This window comes from Pectobacterium quasiaquaticum, assembly GCF_014946775.2.
GTDB classification, from domain to species: domain Bacteria; phylum Pseudomonadota; class Gammaproteobacteria; order Enterobacterales; family Enterobacteriaceae; genus Pectobacterium; species Pectobacterium aquaticum.
The window spans coordinates 259,615-280,656 of record NZ_CP065177.1 but is presented as its reverse complement, the minus strand read 5'-3'; the positions used below and the strand labels follow the sequence as shown (position 1 = coordinate 280,656).

Sequence of the window (21,042 nt, the reverse complement as noted above, 5' to 3'; positions counted from 1 at the left end):
GGGAAGCCAACGCACATGCGGCTTGAAGTATGACGGGTATAAGCCACCTTCGGGTGGCTGTTACACCCTGCAAAAAAGTATTTCATCTCTCCTGTCGCGGTTTCTACCGCACTTAATCTATAACTAAGTGCACGGTAAGCAGTAAAAACGCCACTTTGCGTCAACAATAATAATGACTGGCGGGAGTTCACATGCACAAACATCGCAAATTCACGGAAGCCGACGTTACCCCGGAATCCCTCTTCTATCAGCGTCGGCGCGTCTTAAAAGCGCTGGGTATTTCCGCTGCGGCGCTCTCACTGCCGTTTTCTGCACAGGCTGACCTGCTAGCCTGGTTTAAAGATGGTGATAAACCCAAAGCGCCACCGGGTAAACCGCTCACGTTTAGCCAACCCGCCGACTGGAAGCTCGAGTTGCCGCTCACGCCGGAAGATAAAGTTACGGGCTATAACAACTTCTATGAGTTCGGGTTAGACAAAGCCGATCCGGCGGCCAATGCGGGCGGGTTAAAAACCGAAGGCTGGACCGTTAAGATAGACGGTGACGTCGCTAAGCCTCTCACGCTGGATATCGACGATTTGCTAAAACGCTTTCCATTGGAAGAGCGGATCTACCGTTTCCGCTGCGTCGAGGCGTGGTCGATGGTGATTCCGTGGGTCGGCTTTGAGCTGGCTAAGCTGATTAAATTCGCCGAACCCACCAGCAACGCCCGATACGTGGCGTTTCAGACGCTTTACGACCCGGAACAGATGCCGGGGCAAAAAGATCGCTTCATGGGCGGTGGGCTGGCCTATCCCTATGTAGAAGGGCTGCGGATGGATGAAGCGATGAATCCCCTAGCGCTGCTAGCCGTCGGCGTCTACGGCAAGACACTACCGCCGCAGAACGGTGCGCCCATCCGGTTAGTTACACCGTGGAAATACGGCTTCAAGAACATCAAATCCATCGTGCATATCCGGCTTACTCGCGAGCAGCCCCCATGCACGTGGAATCTAGCGGCTCCGGATGAGTATGGCTTCTATGCCAATGTTAACCCGCATGTGGATCACCCCCGCTGGTCGCAGGCGACAGAGCGCGTCATCGGCTCAGGTGGTTTACTTAACGTTGAACGCCAACCCACGCTGTTGTTCAACGGTTATGCCGATCAGGTCGCCTCGCTGTATCGTGGTCTGAATCTGCGCGATAATTTTTAGTTAACAACACAAAGCATCTAGCGAATAACACAAAACTTCTCGCTACAGCATCCTGTCAGGATAGGAATCCACATCAGCATGAGACTGACGTTACAACACATTACCCGGTTAAAAGTGCTACTCCATCTGGCTGGTTTTCTGCCGCTGCTGTGGCTGATATTGTCCGTTGACCAAGGGTGGTTCAGCGCGGACCCAGCTAAAGACATCCAGCATTTTACCGGCCGAATGGCGCTGAAATTGCTGCTGGCGACGCTCTTGGTCACGCCACTGGCGCGCTACGGTAAACAGCCGCTGCTGATTCACTGCCGACGCCTCCTCGGGCTGTGGTGCTTTTTCTGGGCGACGTTGCATCTGGTGAGCTATGCGCTGCTGGAGTTGGGTCTGGATCATCTGGCACTGCTGGGGAACGAACTGATATCCCGACCGTATTTGACGTTGGGAATCATAAGCTGGCTGATTTTGCTGGCGCTAGCGGTGACATCACCACAGATAATGATGCGCAAGTTGGGATCGCACTGGCAAAAACTGCATAATTTCGTCTATTTAGTCGCCATCCTTGCGCCTATCCACTATCTTTGGTCAGTTAAAACGCTCTCCCCACAGCCTATTTTGTACGCGCTCGCGGCGCTGATCTTGCTGCTGTTACGTTATAAGAAATTTCGCCAATGGTGGCGCTAAACGCCGCAGCAATACAGGACAAGCTGGTTACGGACCGCAGTGAAATTCACGCCTTCTCACGGCTTGGTGCAGGAATATCTCCGCAGATAAGACCAGTATTTAGCTGCGAATTGCCACGATATGGTTATAATGCACGACTTTAATTTCTCGGGCCGGACAATTTGCGTCACGAAAGGTGACAAACGAATAGCTTCGCGCTATTTTGTGCGACACGGTTTTGCCAATCTTGGTCAATCGCGGGAGATAGCAGCACAATGGCAGAAAAGTTTCACATTTTGCTCTTGAACGGTCCAAACCTGAATCTGCTAGGAACCCGAGAGCCCGACAAATACGGTAACACGACGTTAGCAGACATTGTCAGCGAGCTGGAAACACAGGCGCAGGCATTGAACGTGAAGTTTTCCCATCTGCAATCCAATGCGGAACATGTTCTGATCGATACTATCCATCAGGCCAGAGGAAACACAGACTTCATTCTGATTAACCCAGCGGCATTTACCCACACCAGCGTTGCGCTGCGTGATGCCCTGCTGGCGGTCGCGATTCCGTTTATCGAAATTCATCTGTCCAACGTGCACGCACGTGAGCCTTTTCGTCATCATTCCTACCTTTCTGATGTTGCGGTAGGCGTAATATGTGGCCTGGGGGCAGATGGTTATCAGTATGCTTTACAGACGGCGGTAAAACGCCTGTCAACTTCCAATTAAACAAAAGAGTACGGAACCACATCCATGGATATTCGTAAAATCAAAAAACTGATCGAACTGGTTGAAGAGTCCGGCATCGCCGAACTGGAAATTTCTGAAGGTGAAGAATCAGTACGTATCAGTCGTGCCCCAGCAGCGGTTAACTACCCGATGATGCAACAGGCTTACGCGACACCAATGATGCAGCCACAGCCTGCTCTGGCGGCCGCCGTTGCACCAGCGCCAGTGGAAGCAACTGCCGCACCGGCTGCCATCAGTGGACACATCGTTCGTTCTCCAATGGTTGGAACCTTCTATCGCACCCCAAGCCCGGATGCTAAAGCCTTCGTGGAAGTGGGTCAGCACGTCAACGTCGGCGATACCCTGTGCATCGTCGAAGCTATGAAAATGATGAACCAGATCGAAGCCGACAAATCAGGCGTGGTGAAAGCCATCCTGGTCGAAAGCGGTCAGCCGGTCGAATTTGACGAGCCACTGGTTGTCATCGAATAACGAGGCTTATCATGCTAGATAAAATCGTTATCGCTAACCGCGGAGAGATTGCGCTGCGTATTTTGCGTGCCTGTAAAGAACTGGGCATCAAAACCGTCGCCGTTCACTCCAGTGCGGATCGCGATTTGAAACACGTATTGCTGGCGGACGAAACCGTGTGTATCGGCCCGGCGCCGTCAACAAAAAGCTATCTGAATATCCCAGCGATTATTTCCGCTGCGGAAATCACCGGAGCCGTCGCGATTCACCCTGGCTACGGTTTCCTGTCCGAAAATGCGGATTTTGCCGAGCAGGTTGAACGATCCGGCTTTATCTTCATCGGCCCACGCGCAGAAACCATTCGCCTGATGGGCGACAAAGTGTCTGCCATCACCGCAATGAAAAAAGCGGGTGTTCCGACCGTACCAGGCTCTGATGGTCCTCTGACCGACGACATGGACGCTAACCGTGTTCATGCAAAACGCATCGGCTATCCGGTCATCATCAAAGCCTCTGGCGGCGGCGGCGGTCGTGGTATGCGCGTCGTGCGCAGTGACAAAGAGCTGGAACAGTCCATCAACATGACCCGTGCGGAAGCCAAAGCGGCTTTCAACAACGACATGGTCTACATGGAAAAATATCTGGAAAACCCACGTCACGTGGAAATTCAGATTCTGGCTGATGGTCAGGGCCACGCCGTCTATCTGGCCGAGCGCGACTGTTCCATGCAGCGTCGCCACCAGAAAGTGGTGGAAGAGGCGCCAGCACCGGGCATTACGGAGGAGCTGCGTCGTAATATCGGCGAGCGCTGCGCCAAAGCCTGTATCGATATCAACTATCGTGGTGCGGGTACGTTCGAGTTCCTGTACGAAAACGGTGAGTTCTACTTCATTGAAATGAACACCCGTATTCAGGTGGAACATCCGGTCACCGAGATGATTACCGGCGTGGATCTGATCAAAGAGCAGTTGCGCATCGCTGCTGGTCAGCCGCTGTCTATCAAGCAGAAAGACGTCAAGGTTCGCGGCCATGCGGTGGAATGCCGTATCAACGCCGAAGACCCGAACTCGTTCCTGCCAAGCCCGGGTAAAATCACGCGTTTCCACGCGCCGGGTGGCTTTGGTGTCCGTTGGGAATCGCATATTTACGCCGGTTATACCGTACCACCGTATTACGATTCCATGATCGGCAAGCTGATCACCTACGGCGAAACCCGCGAAATCGCGATTTCCCGTATGAAGAACGCGCTGGCTGAACTGATCATCGATGGCATCAAAACCAACATTGAACTTCAGATGAAGATCATGAGCGACGAAAACTTCCAGAGAGGTGGCACAAACATCCACTATCTGGAGAAGAAACTCGGCTTGCAGTAAACACTGCACGATTTCAGTCGTGACAATCTCAAAGGTCGGTGAAAGCCGACCTTTTCTTTTTCTGTGAATTCTTACTAGTCAATTGGCCCACATGCCGTAAAATTCCCGCTTTCGTCATCACGACGTTCATAACGATACCCATTCTCCCATTTACGGTGGAGCAGAACATGGATACACGCTTTCCTCAGGCGCACAAAGAGGCCCGCTGGGCTTTTGCCCTGACGCTGGTTTATTTAGTGGCCTGGGTGCTTGCCGCCTATTTGCCTGACAACACACAAGGGATCACCGGCCTTCCACACTGGTTTGAGATGGCTTGCCTGCTGCTGCCGCTCGTGTTTACGCTGCTGTGCTGGCTGATGGTGCGCGTCATTTTCCGCGATATCTCACTGGAGAGTGACGATGCAAATTGAAATTTTATTGCCGCTGATTGGCTACCTACTGCTGGTGTTCGGGTTGTCGGTCTATGCGTACCGCCGCCGTCAGGCGGGTAACTTTCTTAACGAGTATTTCCTCGGCGGCCGCTCAATGGGCGGGTTTGTTCTGGCGATGACGCTGATCGGCACTTACGTCAGCGCCAGTTCATTTATCGGCGGGCCGGGTGCGGCGTATAAATACGGGCTGGGCTGGGTGCTGCTTTCGATGATCCAGCTTCCCACCATGCTGCTATCGCTCGGGATTCTGGGGAAAAAGTTCGCCATTTTGGCGCGACGCTACAACGCCATCACACTGAACGACATGCTGTATGCCCGCTACAACAGCCCGCTGCTGGTCTGGTTCGCCAGCATCAGCCTGCTGGTCGCGTTTATTGGTGCCATGGCCGTGCAGTTCATCGGCGGCGCACGCCTATTGGAAACTGCGGCGAACATTCCTTACGACATCGGTCTGCTGATTTTCGGCGTCACCATCGCGCTATACACCACGTTTGGCGGCTTCCGCGCCAGCGTGCTGAATGATGCGATGCAAGGCATCGTGATGCTGATCGGCACCGTCATCCTGCTGGTAGGCGTGATTTATGCCGCAGGGGGCTTGCATAGCGCGGTGGATAAACTGCAACAGATCGACCCGATGCTGGTATCGCCACAGGGCAGCAACGGTATTCTATCAATGCCGTTTATGGCCTCATTCTGGGTGCTGGTCTGCTTCGGCGTCATCGGCTTGCCGAACACCGCCGTGCGCTGCATCTCTTATCGCGACAGCAAAGCGCTGCACCGTGGAATTATCATCGGCACCATCGTCATCGGCATCCTGATGCTCGGCATGCACTTGGCCGGTGCGCTGGGCCGCGCCGTGATGCCAAACCTGACGATTCCCGATCAGGTGTTACCGGCGCTGATGGTTACCGTACTACCGCCGCTGGCCGCTGGGATCTTTCTCGCTGCGCCAATGGCCGCTATCATGTCCAACATTAATGCGCATTTGCTTCAGGCTTCTGCCACGATCATCAAGGATCTCTATCTCAGCGTACGTCCGCAACAGATCCATAACGAACGCCGCATCAAGATCCTGTCCAGCATGACCACGCTACTGTTGGGTCTGCTGGTACTGCTGGCCTCCTTACGGCCACCGGATATGATCATCTGGCTAAACCTGCTGGCGTTTGGCGGACTGGAAGCGGTGTTCTTGTGGCCGCTGGTGCTGGGTCTGTATTGGGAACGCGCGAATGCCGCGGGCGCGCTTAGCGCCATGTTCACCGGGGCGATTTGCTATACCTTACTGGCCAGCTTCAATCTTCAGTTGGCCGGATATCACCCGATTGTGCCATCGCTGTTACTCAGTCTGATGGCGTTTATTATTGGCAACCGCTTTGGTCATAATCCACCAGCGCCGGTTGCCACTTCATCTTCACTTTAAATGTAATAGAGACTGCTATGCCGTGGATTCAACTGAAAATAAACACCTCAGGAAAGGTTGCTGAACAACTGGGTGACGTCATGATGGAAAGCGGTGCGGTATCCGTTACGTTTCAGGATACGCACGATACCCCCGTGTTCGAACCGCTGCCGGGCGAGACTCGCCTGTGGGGTGATACCGACGCGATTGCGCTGTACGATGCCGAAACCGATATGAACGCGGTTATCGCCATACTGGAGCAAGAACCGCTGCTGGGTGTCGGTTTTAAACACAAGATCGAACAGTTGGAAGACAAAGACTGGGAACGCGAGTGGATGGATAACTTCCACCCGATGCAGTTCGGCAAACGTCTGTGGATTTGCCCAAGCTGGCGTGACATTCCTGACCCGACTGCCGTCAACGTCATGCTCGATCCCGGTCTGGCATTTGGCACCGGCACCCATCCGACAACCGCGCTGTGCCTGCAATGGCTCGATGGGCTGGATCTGGAAGGGAAAACCATCATCGATTTCGGCTGCGGTTCCGGCATTCTGGCGATTGCGGCTCTGAAACTGGGTGCAGCATGCGCCATCGGGATTGATATCGATCCGCAGGCGATTCAGGCCAGCCGCGACAACGCACAGCGCAACGGCGTTTCTGAGCGTCTTGAGCTTTATCTGCCAAAAGACCAGCCTGCCGACCTGTCTGCCGATGTCGTTGTTGCCAACATCCTTGCTGGCCCACTGCGCGAACTGGCACCGCTGATTAGCTGCCTGCCAAAAGCAGGCGGTCACCTCGGCCTGTCCGGCGTGCTGGCAACGCAAGCTGAAGGCGTCGCAGAAGCCTACGCAGACAAGTTCACGCTCGATCCGGTGGCTGAACGCGAAGAGTGGTGCCGCATTACCGGCCAACGCCGCGCATCGTAATAACATTATCCCGCTAGTCTCGCCCACCGTATGTGCAACGGTGGGCACCTTTCTTCTTGCTATATCTCACGATTGATCCCCATAAACTGGCGTATTATTCGGCTCGGTAAGCGACTGGACGCACCTGCGCCCCGCGCTCAACGATGCCATATCGTTATTTTCAAGGGATGAAAAATGAAAGGTAAACTCTCTATCGTATTGATGCTATCTGCCTGCTCTTCCGCCTTGGCAGCCGATCCGGTGCACTGGGGCTACGAAGGCAACGGCGATCCGGCACATTGGGGAAAGCTGTCTCCAGACTTCTCGCTGTGTGAAACCGGTAAAAACCAATCTCCCATTAATATCCGCCAGGCTCTGGACGCCCAACACGCCCCTTTACAGTTAGCGTTCCAGTCTGGGACACAGCAAATTATCAACAACGGGCATACCGTTCAGGTTAACGTCAGCCCAGGGAATACGCTGGTTTTGGATAACGAGACATTCACCTTGCAGCAGTTTCACTTTCACGCACCGAGTGAAAATGAAATCGATGGTAAGCAGTTTCCGCTGGAAGGCCATTTTGTCTATAAAGATGCAACTGGCGCGCTCACAGTTATCGCACTGATGTTTCAGGAAGGAGAGGCCAATCAGCCGTTAGCCACGACATGGCAGCAGATTCCGACTCAGGTTAATCAGGCGGAGGACGTGCGCACGCCAATCGCGATTCAGGCCATGCTACCGACATCATTAAACTACTATCGGTTTAGTGGGTCACTCACCACACCACCTTGCTCAGAAGGCGTTCGCTGGCTGGTGCTAGACCATCCCGTCACCGCTTCCGCTGAGCAGATAAACCAATTCCGCTCGGTCATGCGTCACGCCAATAATCGCCCCGTACAGCCGCTTAATGGCCGCGTCATCATCCATTAAGCCACTCCGCGAGGCTGGCATGACCGCGTGTCGGCCAGCCTCTGATCAATCGCCGCCCTTTTTTGCCGCACGAACCAATGCATTTCACTGATAACACATTGATAGCCTGCTGTATCTCCACTAAAAATGGCCGCGCTTGCAGATAAAATTCTGTAAACAGATGAATATTTCCCAGAGCAAAAAATCGACATAAAAACATAACTACATGTTAAATATGAATAATATTTTTACACATCCTCACGAAGTGCATTTTCATTGATCGATAGCCGTAAATTGGTCAAAGTTTGGCCTTTCATCTGACGTAAAAAATGCGTAATATACGCGCCCTTGCAGGCACAGTATGGTCAATTTTTGTCTATGCATATTGGACAATTTCAGCTTACCAATCGTTTGATAGCAGCCCCAATGGCTGGTATTAGCGATCGCCCATTTAGAGCACTCTGTCACGCGATGGGCGCTGGAATGACCGTGTCTGAAATGCTTTCTTCCAACCCAGAAGTGTGGCGTTCAGACAAGTCGCGTTTGCGAATGGTTCATAGCGATGAACCGGGTATCAGAGCCGTGCAAATTGCCGGTTGTGACCCCGATGAGATGGCGGCGGCAGCGAGAATTAACGCTGATTCCGGCGCGCAGATCATTGACATCAATATGGGCTGCCCGGCGAAGAAGGTGAACCGCAAGATGGCAGGATCTGCGTTATTGCAGTATCCGGATTTGGTCAAACAGATCCTCTCTTCGGTGGTGAAAGCGGTAGACGTACCGGTAACACTGAAGATCCGAACCGGTTGGGCACCAGAGCATCGTAACTGTGTAGAAATTGCCAAACTGGCTGAAGACTGTGGCATTCAGGCGTTAACCATTCACGGACGCACTCGTGCGTGCCTGTTCAATGGCTTCGCGGAATACGACAGTATTCGGGCAGTTAAGCAGGCCGTTTCCATTCCTATTATTGCGAATGGCGACATTACAGACCCGCATAAAGCCAGAGCGGTTCTTGACTACACCGGGGCTGACGCCCTGATGATAGGACGAGCCGCTCAGGGAAGACCCTGGATCTTTCGGGAAATCCAGCATTATCTGGACACAGGGGAGTTGCTGGCACCACTGCCGTTGGTAGAGGTCAAGCGCTTGTTGATCGAGCATATACGGGAATTGCACGACTTTTATGGTCCAGGCAAGGGATTTCGTATCGCTCGTAAGCACGTATCCTGGTATCTCCAGGAGCATGCCCCAAACGACCAGTTTAGGCGCACATTCAACGCCATTGAGGATGCCAGCGAGCAGCTGGAGGCGTTGAAGGCATATTTTGAAAATCTTGCGTAAACAGAAAAAGAGCTGACAGAACTATGTTCGAACAACGCGTGAATTCTGACGTACTGACCGTTTCCACTGTAAACTCTCAGGCTCAGGTAACCCAAAAACCCCTGCGCGACTCGGTTAAACAGGCACTGAAGAACTATTTTGCTCAATTAAACGGTCAGGATGTAAGTGACCTGTATGAGCTGGTATTGGCTGAAGTTGAACAGCCACTGTTGGACATGGTGATGCAATACACCCGCGGTAACCAAACCCGCGCTGCCCTGATGATGGGCATCAACCGCGGTACTCTGCGTAAGAAATTGAAAAAATACGGCATGAACTGATACTAATCAGTTAAGCATTTGAAAAAAGGCGCTTTACCTCTTGGGTTAAGCGCCTTTTTCTTTGCTTTCTATTTAGGCAGCAACCTGAGCGTGGACACGATGAGCGGTGGCGTCTGCGATATGGGAAATCCGTTGTTAATGACTCATCCCTTCTTGTTTATCCGTTTCTGACGCATGGAAGAGTCGGTGCAGGTTATCCAACCGTTCCGCTAACACGAACGTTAAAATCTCTTTCGATTCTGGATTATTCAATTCGACAATGGCGTAAGCCAGCGCACGACACTGATCGAGCGCTTCTTCGGGTTCTAGCGGCGTGTTATCAAACATGGTGCACCTCCTGAACAGGCAGGCGACCAGCGAAGACCATGACATGATCATCAGGGGAATGTTCCCGCGTCTGATGTTCGATGGCAGCGATAATATGCACGACACGTTGGGAGGATGTGCACAGAGCAAGAAAGCGATACTGAAATTCGGGGCAAGTTTGGGTAAACTGGATATCAGCCATAGTGTTAGCTCCAATAACATTGTGGTTAGAGGCCCGTAGGTGTTGGTAGCACCTGCGGGCTTCGCTATTTTTAACCTTGAACAACTCAAGGTGTCAGCCACTATAGAATTAAGTGTCAGCCACGTCAACGCTATTTTTTGCGCTTTATTGTGTATACTGTCTGCCACCAACCAGCATTAGGAATAGTCATGGCAACGAAAGCAGTAAATGCAAAATCAAGAAAGCTTGAGGCGAGAGTTCCACATGATGTTGCTGAAGCAATGGAAAAAGTAAAAGAGCCAGATGAAAGCACAGGGCAATTTATCGTTTCTGCCATGCAAGGTGAGATCAAACGCCGCCAGAGCAAACATCCTAAAGATGAATCCTAAGGCTGACTGGTGTTGCATTCTTGTCCTATTTGTGTCATGATTAAGTCGTAGTTTAGTTGTGGCGGTAGGAATATCCCCACGGTAAAAACCCAAATTCCTTGTTTGTTTGTGGCGGTAGGAACATCCCCACGGTAAAAACCTAAATTCCTTGTAAGATAACTACCCTAAAAACCCTGTCTGTTTGTCAGGGTTTTTTTGTATCGAAAATCGGATACTTATGGAACTTAGAAAGCTAGATAACACTTTTTATCAGCATAATCCCGTGGTGCATGAAGCACTCGATTTCGACGCCAGATCAAATTCATGGCTCGGTGGCGATAAAATCAGAGGCCATGGAATTGTTCAGATACAGCTGAATGGACTAACTTTCGCCATTCCAGTCAGATCGCATATCCGCCATGATGACTGTCACATCATTGAGCGCGACACAAGCAGGAACGACGTCAGGGGAATGGGGCTGGACTACTCTAAAGCCATGCTAATAACCGATCCGTCTTACGTTAGCACCGAAGTCTTCCTTCTGAAAAGTAAAAAAGCCGCGAAAGACCTGCTTTCTAAAGAATCGCATATTACCAAACAGTTTTCCAAATATGTGGCTCGTTATGTTGAGGCCGTCAGAAAAAATGATACGAACATACTGCGCCGCGATTACCGCTTTACTACCCTGATAAACTATCATACCGAGCTTGGATTAACAGTACCGTCTACCGAATGAGCCGCTCCCACGTCCCTGCCGAATATACTGCGTATAGCATTACCTGCAGCTGATTAGCACAAGAGTGTATATAATATATCTCTACCCGATTGCCAAATTCAGTCGCTCCCGACGACCAAACACAGTCGGGCTTATCAACAACCAACCCAGAATCAAAGCACCTCGACCAGCTCAAACTCTTCGAACACCAGCAGCATATCTGGGGCGAAGGAGCCTCCTCTTTCAAAAAAATCTTGATGTGCTTGTCGCCAGAAAGCCAGGCTTTTATCCCCTTCGCCCTCTTTCGCCGCCATCTCAGCGGTGACGTCGCAGTAGCGCACCAGCGTTAACGAGCGCGTGCGAATCACGCAGGAAGGCTGTCCGGCACCGTCCAGAACGATGTTGTAATCGCCGACCTGTGGCGTATCCTCGTTTTTAAACGCGTGATACGAGCTACAGGTTGCGGTTTTATGCCCTTCCAGTACCAGTTGCAGCAATTCATCCGCCAGCGCGGGGCTGTCACCAAATGACCAGCGCAGCGCGTCTGGGTATTGCTCTAATCCTTGTTTATGGCTCATCATCTTCCTCTGTTATACGGCTATGATTGCTCTGTTTTCTCACGCCATGATAGCCATAAAGCGACCATCAGGTAATATCCACTTCTACCCAGAGCGCGGCATGGTCGGACGCCGCCGTGTCCCATGAGGTCACTTCGGGTAGCGGCGTAACGGGTTCCGCACCCTCTTTGGCGGCAATCTTGTCGATATTATAAATCCCCCGACGCTCGACTCCCCACTCCACCACCGCCTGATGCAGCGGTGCAGACAGGAAAATGTAGTCCAGTTGGTTTAACCGAGCCCCTTTCTTTCCGCCAGCAAAATAGTAGGTATAGCGCTCTTTTTCCGGGCGTTCAGGGTCGATAACCGGGTGTAAATCCGACAGCGAAAACAGCGGAGCCAAACTGTGCCAAGGGTTTGACGAATCTTCATTCAAATCGCCGAGAATGACCACGTAGTCCTTCTTGAGATCGTAAGTCTGTTGCACAATCTCCGCGACGCGTTCGGCCTGATCGCGACGCTTCTCCGCCCCACGCAGCCGCTCTTCTTCCGTTTGACCGCTCTGGCTTTTGAAATGGTTACACAGAATATAAATCGGCTGTTTGAGACCGGCATCCAGCGTCACTTCGAGGCAGTCACGACTGAATACGGGATCGAAACGCTTTCCGGCATCAAAAATATGCGTGCGGAGCTGGGCAATCCGATAGCGCGTCAGGCAGGCGACATCAATACCGCGCGGATCGTTCGGGCTGTCGATCATCACGAACTGACTGAATTTATCGTCCCCCAGCACCTGATTGTTGAAATCACGCAGGACATCCATGTTTTCGACCTCAACCGCGCACAGAATGTCGGCGTTAAGCAGGGTGATAATCTTGCCCGTATTCTTACGCTGTTGACTGCTGAACTCCTGCGCCTTAAACACGATTTCGCCGATCCAATCCCCACGACCACGGCAGCTTTTATTGATCCTAAATCCGGTGCCGACGTCCTCTTTTTTCCATCGCCCCAACGTACCTGCGTCAGTACGGATATCAATATAAGGGCGCAGTGCGATAGAAAGGCGGAACACCTGATCTTTCAGGGCATCATCGTATTGGGGCTGTTCGAGAAGGTGCTGAAGCTGCCTGCCCTGCTGCAACAAGGTGTCAATCTGCCGAGAATCAGGGAGGTTGAGAATCGCGGTACGGTGGAACAGGTTCTCGACATTATAGCTGGCGATGCGGATCTTCATTGTTGTCTCCTTAACGGATAACGACAGAAGCAATAGTCCTCTTTAGCGTAGCATCCCATTGTGACAGCCGGACCACGCAAAAGGTTTTATCTTTACACCGTTAAACCAGTAAAAACGTGAAAATACGTGATGATAAAACCCACCATATAGAGCGGTGATAATAGGTAATTGCCCTGGTGAAGGCGCGTTGCTCAACGACCCTATTATCACCGTTTGTATTCAACAAACCCAATGCGACGATCTGATGTTTCTTATCAAAATCAGGTGGGTATCGGCGCATCGGCCGTGATTAATTTCTGTTCCCTGAGCTCATCCCAAAAGCCTTTGGGAATACTCACCTTCATCGACTGGATATTGGCTTCGACCTGCCCAGGAACACGAGCACCAGGAATAATGGCCGATACGATAGGTGGCGCAGCAGCAAATTGCAGCGCCGCAGTACGAATGTCGATACCGTGCCGATCCGCGATAGTGGCTAAACGAGCCCGCTTCTCAACCACGCCAGGAGGAAGATCATTGCTGAAGTGATAACGATTTCTCCCCCCCAGAAAACCGTCGTTAAGCGGCGTACCAACCGTCACCGTAATGCCTTTTTTCGCCAAAGCCGGAAACGTTTTAGTCAGTGTTTCCTGATGGTCGATAATACTGTACTGGCAGGCAAGCAAAACAATATCCGGTGTTGGCCCCTTGTCCAATTCAGCCGCCATCACCGCAGCATCACCGCGGTTGATACCGAAACCCCAAGCTTTGATGAGCCCTTCCGAACGCATCTTTTCCAGTTCAACCATCGCACCGTTACGCGCAATCTCAAATGAGGTCGTCCACGGTGTAGTCAATTCTGTATTATCTGGGCTGAGATCGTGGATGTAGACGATATCAATACTGGTTAACCCTAACCGTTGCAGACTATCCTCAACAGAGCGTCGGGCACCAGCAGCGGTATAGTCATACTCATAAGAAAAGTTAAGTTTGTCCGCCCATAGCGAGTCAGGCAACGGCGCTCGACTGGGATGAAAAATACGTCCCACTTTTGTAGAAACAAGATATTGATCGCGCGGCTTGTCACGCAGGAACCTCCCGAGCCGATGTTCGGAAAGGCCGTGACCGTAGAAAGGTGAAGTATCGTAGTAGCGAACACCGCCGTCCCACGCAGCTTGTAGCGTAGAGTGTGCCTGCTCATCACTGATAGGGGCGAAAATATTGCCAATCTGTGTGCCCCCCATACCGAAACGAAAAGGTGTCCGATAACGGGTATCCTTCGTTGCAGGGGCATTGAGTGGTAACGCCGTACCTGTAACCCTGCCACGCGTCGGCAACACCGTTCCCTGCACCGTCAGGGGTTGAAAAGCGGAACTAACCCCATTCGCATTATCCGTTTGGGCAAACGCGCGCCCAGTTGCCACAAGGGCGGCACTGCCAGCAGCCAGCTTCAGAAAATTTCTGCGTTCCATACTGAGTACCTCTTCACCTATATCTATTGATTACGCTATGTTCACTACAGAGAAACGGTGCAAGATCGCTTGTTAACGTAAATCGGGCGCTTCACCCAGTAACGCCGGATCCCAATGCTCTACCGCTTTACCGTCTTTAATACGCCACGTGTCATACCATGTTGTGGTATAGGAACCCCCTGCCGCTTTCGGGTCACGAACAGTGCGCGGATAAAGCACCGTAACCAAATCGCCTTCCGCTACCACGGCAATGATTTTCATATTTAGCCGTTCAGGGAGTGGCTGAGGCTTAACCTTGAGCACCTTGGTAAAGTAATCCACAACCGCGGCACGACCGCTCTGGGCATTCGGGTTATGTTGTAAATACTCAGCAGAAAGGAGTTCATCCGCCTTATCCCAGTGCCCCGCGTCAAGCAATTCACGAAGGATGCGGTAAACCACCTGCTTGTTCGCGTTTAGCGTGGGATCGGGACTGGTAAACAACGCCTCAGGGTTACGAGAAACGGACGCCGGCGTTTGTGCGTATACGGCACAGATCGTGAGGCTTAATCCCAGCGTTGCCGTCAGAAACAGCGTCTTTATCATAAGAATCACCTTGCTATTGAGTGGTCGGGAATCGTGTACGGTGGTATCAGGAAATAACATTTGAGATAATTACGATGTCGTTAACTTTTTTACAAGTACGCACCAAAAAGTTAGTGTCATATGACTGAATCAGGAGAGAAACATGACGCCAGAATCCTCACCTAGTTTTACCTGTGCTGATGTGATGGCAGAAGCGTGCCCCTCACGAACCATTCTGCGCGATGTGACGAGCCGCTGGGGGGTATTAGTATTGTTGGCACTACGTGAGCGCACCTATCGATTCAGTGAACTACGGCGAACAGTGGGCGGCGTTAGCGAAAAGATGCTGGCGCAAACGTTGCAAACGCTGGAGCATGACGGTTTTGTTTTGCGCGTATCACATCCCGTGATCCCGCCGCATGTCGATTACTCGTTAACGCCAATGGGCAGAGAAGTCAGCAAACTTGTCGAGGGACTGGCCCTATGGATAGAGGGCAACCTCCCCTCCATTTTACATGCCCAAAACACCTCAAATGAGGCGGATAGCCTGTTCACGCAGTAAGGTGAGCAACATCGCCAAAACGACGCCAAGCCACTATATTCACTTCTGATATAAACCATCACACAACGTGATTTATAAACAGGTGTTTTGTTGCGTAGATTCGTTATTAACAAAAGTTATAAGCGCATCGCTGCACCTCACTCACAGGAATTCATAATGAAAAAAATACGTTTTGCTTTACTGACCAGCGCACTGCTTGCTACCAGCGTATTCGCTCATGCCGATGACCTTAGCGCCATCAAATCCGCAGGGGTTATCAAGATCGGCACGGAAGGCACCTACGCACCTTACACCTATCATGATAAATCCGGCCAGTTGGTTGGTTTCGATGTGGATATTGGCCGTGCGGTAGCAGAGAAGCTCGGCGTGAAAGCTCAGTTCATTGAAGGACGTTGGGACGGGTTAATCGCCGGTATTGATGCCAAGCGCTACGATGCGGTCATCAATCAGGTTGGCATAACCAAAGAGCGTCAGGCCAAGTATGATTTCTCCAAGCCGTATATTGATTCCAAGGCGGTGCTGGTTGTCCGTGGCGATAACACCACCCTCAAAGATTTCAGCGATCTGAAAGGCAAAAAAGCGGCTCAGAGCCTGACCAGTAATTACTCTAAGCAAGCCACCAGCTACGGTGCGGACATTGTGCCGACGGACGGTTTTAATCAGTCTTTGGATCTGGTGCTCAGCGGCCGTGCCGACGCCACGTTAAACGACAATCTGTCATTCCTGGATTTCAAAAAGCAGAAACCGGATGCCAACGTGAAGATTGCAGCGACCTCAAAAGACGGTGAACCTTCTGCGATTCTGGTGCGTAAAAATCAGGAACCACTGGTGGAGGCATTGAATAAAGCTCTGGATGAAATTAAAGCAGACGGCACCTATAAAACGATATCTGTGCGATACTTCGGGGAGGATGTTTCTCAATAATCGCACTGTTATCAGCGCATACCGTTATCGGAGCTCGTTTTCATGCCGCCTTGGCTACAACTCATGGCAGACTCCTTCTGGAGTCTGCTTTCTGCGGGACTTAAATTCACTGTCCCTCTGGCGATTCTGTCTTTCATCTTTGGCTTAGCCCTCGGCATTCTCATCGCGCTGGTTCGCCTTTATGGCCCCAAGCCGCTGAAATGGCTGGGTGATTTCTACGTTTGGGTTATCCGTGGCACGCCATTACTGGTGCAGCTTTTCCTGATTTTTTATGGGCTGCCCAGCGCGGGGATTACTCTGGATGCCTTTCCTGCCGCACTCATTGGCTTCACCGTCAGCGTGGGTGCCTATAGCTCGGAGATCGTGCGCGGGGCCATTTTGTCTGTTCCGAAAGGCCAATGGAATGCCGCCTATTCTCTCGGCATGAATGGCAGACAGGCGATTCGCTGGGTCATCTTCCCGCAATCCGTTTTCGTGTCGCTGCCGCCGCTTTCCAATACGTTTATTTCCTTAATCAAGGATACGTCGCTGGCCGCTGTCATTACCGTGCCGGAGATGTTCTTATCCGCTCAGCGCATCGTTTCCGTGACCTATGAACCCTTGATTCTGTACGTCGAGGCGGCGCTGATTTACCTAATGTTTAGCACCGTGCTGAGCCAGCTACAAGTTAAGCTTGAAAAGTATTATCGCCGCCACATCACACACTAACATTCACGCCATCAACCCACGCCACCGCTGGGCTGATGGCACTACCCCCCACTTAGCACTCAGCCTTACTCACTGTTCTCCACAACGCGCAGAGTGGCTGAAGGCATCTCGCGCTCTCCATTTTGACGCACCAAAAAAGGGCACATTGCCCGCTTTGCATTTATCACGGTGCGCTCATACCTATTTAGAATTACCTACTTAGATCAATAACCCTTCATTTTCGTCTTGATTATCAATCAAATAGAGAATTGGCATTTTATTTGCTTCGCTCTGCTCACGTCGGCATCCCGACAGACAGGTAAGGTGCACCTTTATTGTGTACTTCAAAAATAGCAAATAACTTTAGACGCTAGGATGATTATGAAAAGAATAGTGATTTCTACTCTGGTTGCTGGCGCGTCACTCTTTGCCGCAATCAATCAAGCCCATGCGGGTGCAACGCTGGATGCCATTCAGAAGAAAGGATTTGTGCAATGCGGTATCAGTGATGGCTTGCCCGGCTTTTCCTATGCAGACGCCAGCGGCAAATACTCCGGCATTGATGTTGATGTGTGCCGCGGCCTTGCAGCCGCCGTATTCGGCGATGCCAATAAAGTTAAATACACGCCGCTGACGGCGAAAGAACGCTTCACTGCGCTGCAATCCGGCGAGGTTGATGTGCTATCACGTAACACCACCTGGACGTCTTCCCGTGATGGCGGCATGGGCATGCTCTTTACTGGCGTGACCTACTACGACGGCATTGGCTTCCTGACACACAACAAAGCGGGCTTAACCAGCGCCAAAGAGCTGGACGGCGCAACTGTCTGTATTCAGGCCGGCACCGATACCGAGCTGAACGTCGCCGACTACTTCAAGACCCATAAAATGCAGTACACCCCTGTCACGTTCGACCGCTCTGATGAAAGCGCCAAAGCGCTGGAGTCTGGCCGCTGCGATACGCTGGCATCAGACCAGTCACAGCTGTACGCACTGCGTATCAAGCTGAGCAAACCTGCGGAATTCATCGTTCTGCCAGAAGTGATTTCCAAAGAGCCGCTGGGCCCGGTGGTACGCCGTGGCGATGAAGAGTGGTTCTCGATTGTACGCTGGACGCTGTTCGCCATGCTGAATGCGGAAGAGATGGGCGTGACCTCGAAAAACATCGATCAACTGGCAGCAAAACCAACCACGCCAGATATGTCTCACTTGCTTGGTCATGAAGGCAGCTACGGTAAAGATCTCAAATTACCGAACGATTGGGCATTCAAAATCATCAAACAAGTCGGCAACTACGGCGAAGTCTTTGAACGTAATGTCGGCATGGGCAGCGAACTGAAAATTAAACGCGGCCTGAACGAACTGTGGAACAAAGGCGGGATTCAGTACGCGCCAACGGTACGTTAATTATCAGAAAACCCTGGGCGTAGTGGATCGCTGCGCCCTTCAGTACCCCCGTTTCGAGGTTCAAGCATGCTACAACGCCCAACCGTAAAAGGTGATTTATCACTGACTAATCCAGCGGTGCGCGCCTGGCTGTATCAAATTGTCGTTGTTATCGCTGTATTGGCTGTCGCAGCCTACCTGTTGCACAACACCGTGACCAATCTGGCACAAAGGGGCATTACCTCTGGCTTCGATTTCCTGAATAAAAGCGCTGGCTTTGGCATCGTCCAGCACCTGATTGACTATCAACAAGGTGACACCTACGCCCGCGTTTTTCTTGTTGGGCTATTCAACACGCTTCTGGTTTCAGCGCTGTGTATCGTGTTTGCGTCGGTTCTCGGCTTCACTATTGGTCTGGCACGACTGTCCGACAACTGGCTACTACGAAAAATATCTAACGTTTACATCGAGATATTTCGTAATATACCGCCGCTATTGCAAATCTTCTTTTGGTATTTTGCCGTACTGCGGAATCTGCCGGGGCCACGCCAGTCAATTAGCGCGTTTGATGTCGCCTTTCTCAGCAATCGTGGTTTCTATCTGCCCTCCCCTGAATTGGGACCGGGTGCGGCGGCATTTTTTCTTTCTCTCATTATTACGCTAGTGGTGACATGGGGCGTTTTCCGGCGTAACCAGCGCTATCACGCGTTAACCGGTCAACCGCGCAAAACCTGGCCGCTGACGTTAGGCCTGTTACTTGTGCTGTGTGCACTCAGCCACCTGATTTTCGGCCCCGCCTTCCACTGGGATATGCCGGAATTAAAAGGGTTTAACTTTCGCGGCGGCATGGTGCTGATCCCTGAACTGGCAGCGTTAACCGTCGCCCTGTCGGTCTACACTTCATCGTTTATCGCCGAGATCATTCGTTCAGGCATCCAATCGGTTTCCCACGGTCAACACGAAGCCGCGCGTTCTCTCGGCTTACCAAATCCCGTTACGCTGCGCAAAGTCATCCTCCCGCAGGCGCTGCGGGTCATCATTCCGCCACTAACCAGCCAGTACCTCAATATTGTGAAGAACTCGTCGCTGGCTGCCGCGATTGGTTATCCCGATATGGTGTCGCTGTTCGCAGGAACGGTGCTGAATCAGACCGGTCAGGCTATTGAAACCATCGCCATTACCATGTCGGTTTACCTCATTATCAGCCTGCTGATCTCGCTGCTGATGAATCTGTATAACCGCAAAATCGCGTTAGTCGAACGCTAAGAGGACGTCATGACGATGAACCATTATACGCAAGGCCGTCAGTCCCCTCTGTTCAAAGCGATGCTGTGGGCACGGCGTAATCTCTTCTCCAGTATCAGTAATAGCCTGTTAACGCTGTTTTGCCTCTGGCTATTGTGGGTTGCCATACCGCCGCTGCTCAACTGGGCAATCTTTCAGGCTAACTGGATTGGTACAACTCGTAATGACTGTACGCGTGACGGTGCCTGCTGGGTCTTCATTCATGTCAGATTTGGTCATTTCATGTATGGGCTGTATCCAGCAGAGGAAGTCTGGCGCATCAACTTTGCACTCGCCATCGGGTTGCTGAGTATCCTGCCGATGTTCCTGAAAAGCATTCCCTATCGTGGACGCTATATTGCCGTCTGGGCAGTGGCGTATCCGCTCATTGCCTGGTGGTTGCTTTACGGTGGTTTTGGCGGGCTCAGCCGAGTGGAAACCTATCAATGGGGCGGATTAACGTTAACGCTGATTATCGCCGCCGTGGGTATCGCGGGTGCGTTACCACTTGGCATTTTGCTCGCATTAGGTCGCCGTTCCACGCTGCCGATTGTCCGTATTCTTTCTGTTGTCTTCATCGAGTTCTGGCGTGGCGTACCACTCATCACCGTGCTTTTTATGTCATCTGTGATGCTGCCGCTGTTTTTAACGGAAGGCACCACGATCGACAAACTGCTAAGAGCGCTGATCGGCGTTATTTTATTCCAGTCCGCCTATGTCGCTGAGGTAGTACGCGGTGGCTTGCAGGCGCTACCTAAAGGGCAGTACGAAGCCGCTGAATCCCTGGGCTTAGGCTATTGGCGCATGCAGGGGCTGGTCATCCTCCCGCAAGCACTGAAAATGGTTATCCCAGGCCTGGTGAATACCATTATTTCTCTCTTTAAAGACACGAGTCTGGTGATCATCATCGGCCTTTTCGATCTCTTCAGCAGCATCCAACAGGCAACGGTCGATCCCACCTGGCTGGGTATGTCGACAGAAGGCTATGTCTTTGCCGCCATGGTCTATTGGATTTTCTGTTTCAGCATGTCGCGCTATAGCCAACATCTGGAAAATCGTTTTAACACCGGACACAAGTCACACTGAGGCC

At 51.8% G+C, this 21,042-nt stretch carries 25 protein-coding genes; 19 read left to right on the top strand and 6 right to left on the bottom strand.

Translation table 11 applies throughout. The annotated features are described in order from the left end of the window. Nucleotides 1-191: 191 nt before the first annotated feature. The 11 genes from msrP (at nt 192) to fis (ending at nt 9,733) form a co-directional block, all read left to right on the top strand. Entirely contained in the window at nt 192-1,193 is a 1,002-nt protein-coding gene (gene msrP, locus IG609_RS01305; RefSeq protein WP_193397207.1) for a protein-methionine-sulfoxide reductase catalytic subunit MsrP, read from the top strand. A gap of 78 nt (nt 1,194-1,271) precedes the next feature. Continuing rightward, on the top strand, nt 1,272-1,871 hold the full coding sequence (gene msrQ / locus IG609_RS01300) for a protein-methionine-sulfoxide reductase heme-binding subunit MsrQ (protein ID WP_193397208.1): 600 nt from the start codon (nt 1,272-1,274) through the stop codon (nt 1,869-1,871). A gap of 254 nt (nt 1,872-2,125) precedes the next feature. Continuing rightward, the gene (gene aroQ / locus IG609_RS01295; protein ID WP_010300311.1) at nt 2,126-2,578 is read left to right on the top strand and encodes a type II 3-dehydroquinate dehydratase; all 453 of its coding nucleotides are present in this window, start codon (nt 2,126-2,128) and stop codon (nt 2,576-2,578) included. Nucleotides 2,579-2,602: 24 nt separating this feature from the next. Further along, nucleotides 2,603-3,070, top strand: coding sequence for an acetyl-CoA carboxylase biotin carboxyl carrier protein (gene accB, locus IG609_RS01290; RefSeq protein ID WP_102119385.1), 468 nt, complete (start codon nt 2,603-2,605; stop codon nt 3,068-3,070). 11 nt (nt 3,071-3,081) lie between these two features. Continuing rightward, nucleotides 3,082-4,425 carry an acetyl-CoA carboxylase biotin carboxylase subunit gene (gene accC / locus IG609_RS01285; RefSeq protein WP_102119386.1) on the top strand — a complete coding sequence of 448 codons (1,344 nt, stop codon included), beginning with the start codon at nt 3,082-3,084 and terminating at the stop codon, nt 4,423-4,425. Between the two features lie 167 nt (nt 4,426-4,592). Further along, a complete protein-coding gene (locus IG609_RS01280; RefSeq protein WP_193397209.1) occupies nt 4,593-4,835 on the top strand; it encodes a YhdT family protein in 243 nt (80 codons plus the stop codon). Continuing rightward, complete coding sequence (gene panF / locus IG609_RS01275) at nt 4,825-6,276, top strand: sodium/pantothenate symporter (protein ID WP_193397210.1); 1,452 nt, start codon at nt 4,825-4,827, stop codon at nt 6,274-6,276. Before IG609_RS01280 ends, panF begins: the two co-directional genes overlap by 11 nt. 17 nt (nt 6,277-6,293) lie before the next feature. After that, nucleotides 6,294-7,181 (top strand): 50S ribosomal protein L11 methyltransferase, encoded by an 888-nt coding sequence (gene prmA / locus IG609_RS01270; protein WP_193397211.1) that lies wholly within the window; start codon nt 6,294-6,296, stop codon nt 7,179-7,181. 174 nt (nt 7,182-7,355) lie between these two features. Further along, entirely contained in the window at nt 7,356-8,090 is a 735-nt protein-coding gene (locus tag IG609_RS01265) for a carbonic anhydrase (protein ID WP_193397212.1), read from the top strand. Between the two features lie 357 nt (nt 8,091-8,447). Further along, entirely contained in the window at nt 8,448-9,413 is a 966-nt protein-coding gene (dusB, locus tag IG609_RS01260) for a tRNA dihydrouridine synthase DusB (RefSeq protein ID WP_193397213.1), read from the top strand. A 23-nt stretch (nt 9,414-9,436) separates the two neighbouring features. Continuing rightward, nucleotides 9,437-9,733 (top strand): DNA-binding transcriptional regulator Fis, encoded by a 297-nt coding sequence (gene fis / locus IG609_RS01255; protein ID WP_005975342.1) that lies wholly within the window; start codon nt 9,437-9,439, stop codon nt 9,731-9,733. A gap of 135 nt (nt 9,734-9,868) precedes the next feature. On the opposite strand, the gene IG609_RS01250 is transcribed toward fis, so the two are convergent. Continuing rightward, entirely contained in the window at nt 9,869-10,060 is a 192-nt protein-coding gene (locus IG609_RS01250) for a hypothetical protein (protein WP_119873435.1), read from the bottom strand. Next, nucleotides 10,053-10,241: a host cell division inhibitor Icd-like protein gene (locus tag IG609_RS01245; RefSeq protein ID WP_193397214.1), complete on the bottom strand. Its 189-nt coding sequence runs from the start codon at nt 10,239-10,241 to the stop codon at nt 10,053-10,055. Before IG609_RS01245 ends, IG609_RS01250 begins: the two co-directional genes overlap by 8 nt. Nucleotides 10,242-10,429: 188 nt before the next feature. On the opposite strand from IG609_RS01245, the gene IG609_RS01240 reads away from it, so the two are divergent. Both IG609_RS01240 and tenpIN read left to right on the top strand, forming a co-directional pair. Beyond that, nucleotides 10,430-10,609 (top strand): YlcI/YnfO family protein, encoded by a 180-nt coding sequence (locus IG609_RS01240; protein WP_193397215.1) that lies wholly within the window; start codon nt 10,430-10,432, stop codon nt 10,607-10,609. Between the two features lie 217 nt (nt 10,610-10,826). After that, complete coding sequence (gene tenpIN / locus IG609_RS01235; RefSeq protein WP_167469167.1) at nt 10,827-11,324, top strand: type III toxin-antitoxin system TenpIN family toxin; 498 nt, start codon at nt 10,827-10,829, stop codon at nt 11,322-11,324. A 152-nt stretch (nt 11,325-11,476) separates the two neighbouring features. Here the strand turns inward: tenpIN and IG609_RS01230 are convergent, their stop codons facing one another. The 4 genes from IG609_RS01230 to IG609_RS01215 all read right to left on the bottom strand — a co-directional run bounded on the left by IG609_RS01230 (nt 11,477) and on the right by IG609_RS01215 (nt 15,130). Further along, nucleotides 11,477-11,881: an ASCH domain-containing protein gene (locus IG609_RS01230; RefSeq protein WP_193397216.1), complete on the bottom strand. Its 405-nt coding sequence runs from the start codon at nt 11,879-11,881 to the stop codon at nt 11,477-11,479. Nucleotides 11,882-11,948: 67 nt separating this feature from the next. Continuing rightward, nucleotides 11,949-13,094, bottom strand: coding sequence for an endonuclease/exonuclease/phosphatase family protein (locus IG609_RS01225; RefSeq protein WP_193397217.1), 1,146 nt, complete (start codon nt 13,092-13,094; stop codon nt 11,949-11,951). 260 nt (nt 13,095-13,354) lie between these two features. Continuing rightward, nucleotides 13,355-14,545, bottom strand: a complete 1,191-nt coding sequence (locus tag IG609_RS01220) for an aldo/keto reductase (protein WP_226373442.1) — start codon at nt 14,543-14,545, stop codon at nt 13,355-13,357. Between the two features lie 72 nt (nt 14,546-14,617). Next, entirely contained in the window at nt 14,618-15,130 is a 513-nt protein-coding gene (locus IG609_RS01215) for a nuclear transport factor 2 family protein (protein ID WP_193397218.1), read from the bottom strand. 142 nt (nt 15,131-15,272) lie between these two features. On the opposite strand from IG609_RS01215, the gene IG609_RS01210 reads away from it, so the two are divergent. The 6 genes from IG609_RS01210 to IG609_RS01185 all read left to right on the top strand — a co-directional run bounded on the left by IG609_RS01210 (nt 15,273) and on the right by IG609_RS01185 (nt 21,038). Beyond that, entirely contained in the window at nt 15,273-15,671 is a 399-nt protein-coding gene (locus IG609_RS01210; protein WP_102119396.1) for a winged helix-turn-helix transcriptional regulator, read from the top strand. A gap of 156 nt (nt 15,672-15,827) precedes the next feature. Continuing rightward, nucleotides 15,828-16,595, top strand: coding sequence for an amino acid ABC transporter substrate-binding protein (locus IG609_RS01205; protein ID WP_039278965.1), 768 nt, complete (start codon nt 15,828-15,830; stop codon nt 16,593-16,595). A gap of 42 nt (nt 16,596-16,637) precedes the next feature. After that, nucleotides 16,638-17,303 (top strand): amino acid ABC transporter permease, encoded by a 666-nt coding sequence (locus IG609_RS01200; protein ID WP_193397219.1) that lies wholly within the window; start codon nt 16,638-16,640, stop codon nt 17,301-17,303. Nucleotides 17,304-17,663: 360 nt separating this feature from the next. After that, a complete protein-coding gene (locus tag IG609_RS01195) occupies nt 17,664-18,689 on the top strand; it encodes an amino acid ABC transporter substrate-binding protein (RefSeq protein WP_193397220.1) in 1,026 nt (341 codons plus the stop codon). 66 nt (nt 18,690-18,755) lie between these two features. Continuing rightward, entirely contained in the window at nt 18,756-19,934 is a 1,179-nt protein-coding gene (locus IG609_RS01190; RefSeq protein WP_193397221.1) for an amino acid ABC transporter permease, read from the top strand. Between the two features lie 9 nt (nt 19,935-19,943). After that, nucleotides 19,944-21,038 carry an amino acid ABC transporter permease gene (locus IG609_RS01185; protein WP_193397222.1) on the top strand — a complete coding sequence of 365 codons (1,095 nt, stop codon included), beginning with the start codon at nt 19,944-19,946 and terminating at the stop codon, nt 21,036-21,038. Nucleotides 21,039-21,042 lie beyond the last annotated feature (4 nt).

Bases quoted from the DNA above. Each gene is read 5' to 3' on its own strand.
- msrP (WP_193397207.1), top strand. From the start codon at position 192: ATGCACAAACATCGCAAATTCACGGAAGCCGACGTTACCCCGGAATCC.
- msrQ (WP_193397208.1), top strand. From the start codon at position 1,272: ATGAGACTGACGTTACAACACATTACCCGGTTAAAAGTGCTACTCCAT.
- aroQ (WP_010300311.1), top strand. From the start codon at position 2,126: ATGGCAGAAAAGTTTCACATTTTGCTCTTGAACGGTCCAAACCTGAAT.
- accB (WP_102119385.1), top strand. From the start codon at position 2,603: ATGGATATTCGTAAAATCAAAAAACTGATCGAACTGGTTGAAGAGTCC.
- accC (WP_102119386.1), top strand. From the start codon at position 3,082: ATGCTAGATAAAATCGTTATCGCTAACCGCGGAGAGATTGCGCTGCGT.
- IG609_RS01280 (WP_193397209.1), top strand. From the start codon at position 4,593: ATGGATACACGCTTTCCTCAGGCGCACAAAGAGGCCCGCTGGGCTTTT.
- panF (WP_193397210.1), top strand. From the start codon at position 4,825: ATGCAAATTGAAATTTTATTGCCGCTGATTGGCTACCTACTGCTGGTG.
- prmA (WP_193397211.1), top strand. From the start codon at position 6,294: ATGCCGTGGATTCAACTGAAAATAAACACCTCAGGAAAGGTTGCTGAA.
- IG609_RS01265 (WP_193397212.1), top strand. From the start codon at position 7,356: ATGAAAGGTAAACTCTCTATCGTATTGATGCTATCTGCCTGCTCTTCC.
- dusB (WP_193397213.1), top strand. From the start codon at position 8,448: ATGCATATTGGACAATTTCAGCTTACCAATCGTTTGATAGCAGCCCCA.
- fis (WP_005975342.1), top strand. From the start codon at position 9,437: ATGTTCGAACAACGCGTGAATTCTGACGTACTGACCGTTTCCACTGTA.
- IG609_RS01250 (WP_119873435.1), bottom strand. From the start codon at position 10,060: ATGTTTGATAACACGCCGCTAGAACCCGAAGAAGCGCTCGATCAGTGT.
- IG609_RS01245 (WP_193397214.1), bottom strand. From the start codon at position 10,241: ATGGCTGATATCCAGTTTACCCAAACTTGCCCCGAATTTCAGTATCGC.
- IG609_RS01240 (WP_193397215.1), top strand. From the start codon at position 10,430: ATGGCAACGAAAGCAGTAAATGCAAAATCAAGAAAGCTTGAGGCGAGA.
- tenpIN (WP_167469167.1), top strand. From the start codon at position 10,827: ATGGAACTTAGAAAGCTAGATAACACTTTTTATCAGCATAATCCCGTG.
- IG609_RS01230 (WP_193397216.1), bottom strand. From the start codon at position 11,881: ATGAGCCATAAACAAGGATTAGAGCAATACCCAGACGCGCTGCGCTGG.
- IG609_RS01225 (WP_193397217.1), bottom strand. From the start codon at position 13,094: ATGAAGATCCGCATCGCCAGCTATAATGTCGAGAACCTGTTCCACCGT.
- IG609_RS01220 (WP_226373442.1), bottom strand. From the start codon at position 14,545: ATGGAACGCAGAAATTTTCTGAAGCTGGCTGCTGGCAGTGCCGCCCTT.
- IG609_RS01215 (WP_193397218.1), bottom strand. From the start codon at position 15,130: ATGATAAAGACGCTGTTTCTGACGGCAACGCTGGGATTAAGCCTCACG.
- IG609_RS01210 (WP_102119396.1), top strand. From the start codon at position 15,273: ATGACGCCAGAATCCTCACCTAGTTTTACCTGTGCTGATGTGATGGCA.
- IG609_RS01205 (WP_039278965.1), top strand. From the start codon at position 15,828: ATGAAAAAAATACGTTTTGCTTTACTGACCAGCGCACTGCTTGCTACC.
- IG609_RS01200 (WP_193397219.1), top strand. From the start codon at position 16,638: ATGCCGCCTTGGCTACAACTCATGGCAGACTCCTTCTGGAGTCTGCTT.
- IG609_RS01195 (WP_193397220.1), top strand. From the start codon at position 17,664: ATGAAAAGAATAGTGATTTCTACTCTGGTTGCTGGCGCGTCACTCTTT.
- IG609_RS01190 (WP_193397221.1), top strand. From the start codon at position 18,756: ATGCTACAACGCCCAACCGTAAAAGGTGATTTATCACTGACTAATCCA.
- IG609_RS01185 (WP_193397222.1), top strand. From the start codon at position 19,944: ATGACGATGAACCATTATACGCAAGGCCGTCAGTCCCCTCTGTTCAAA.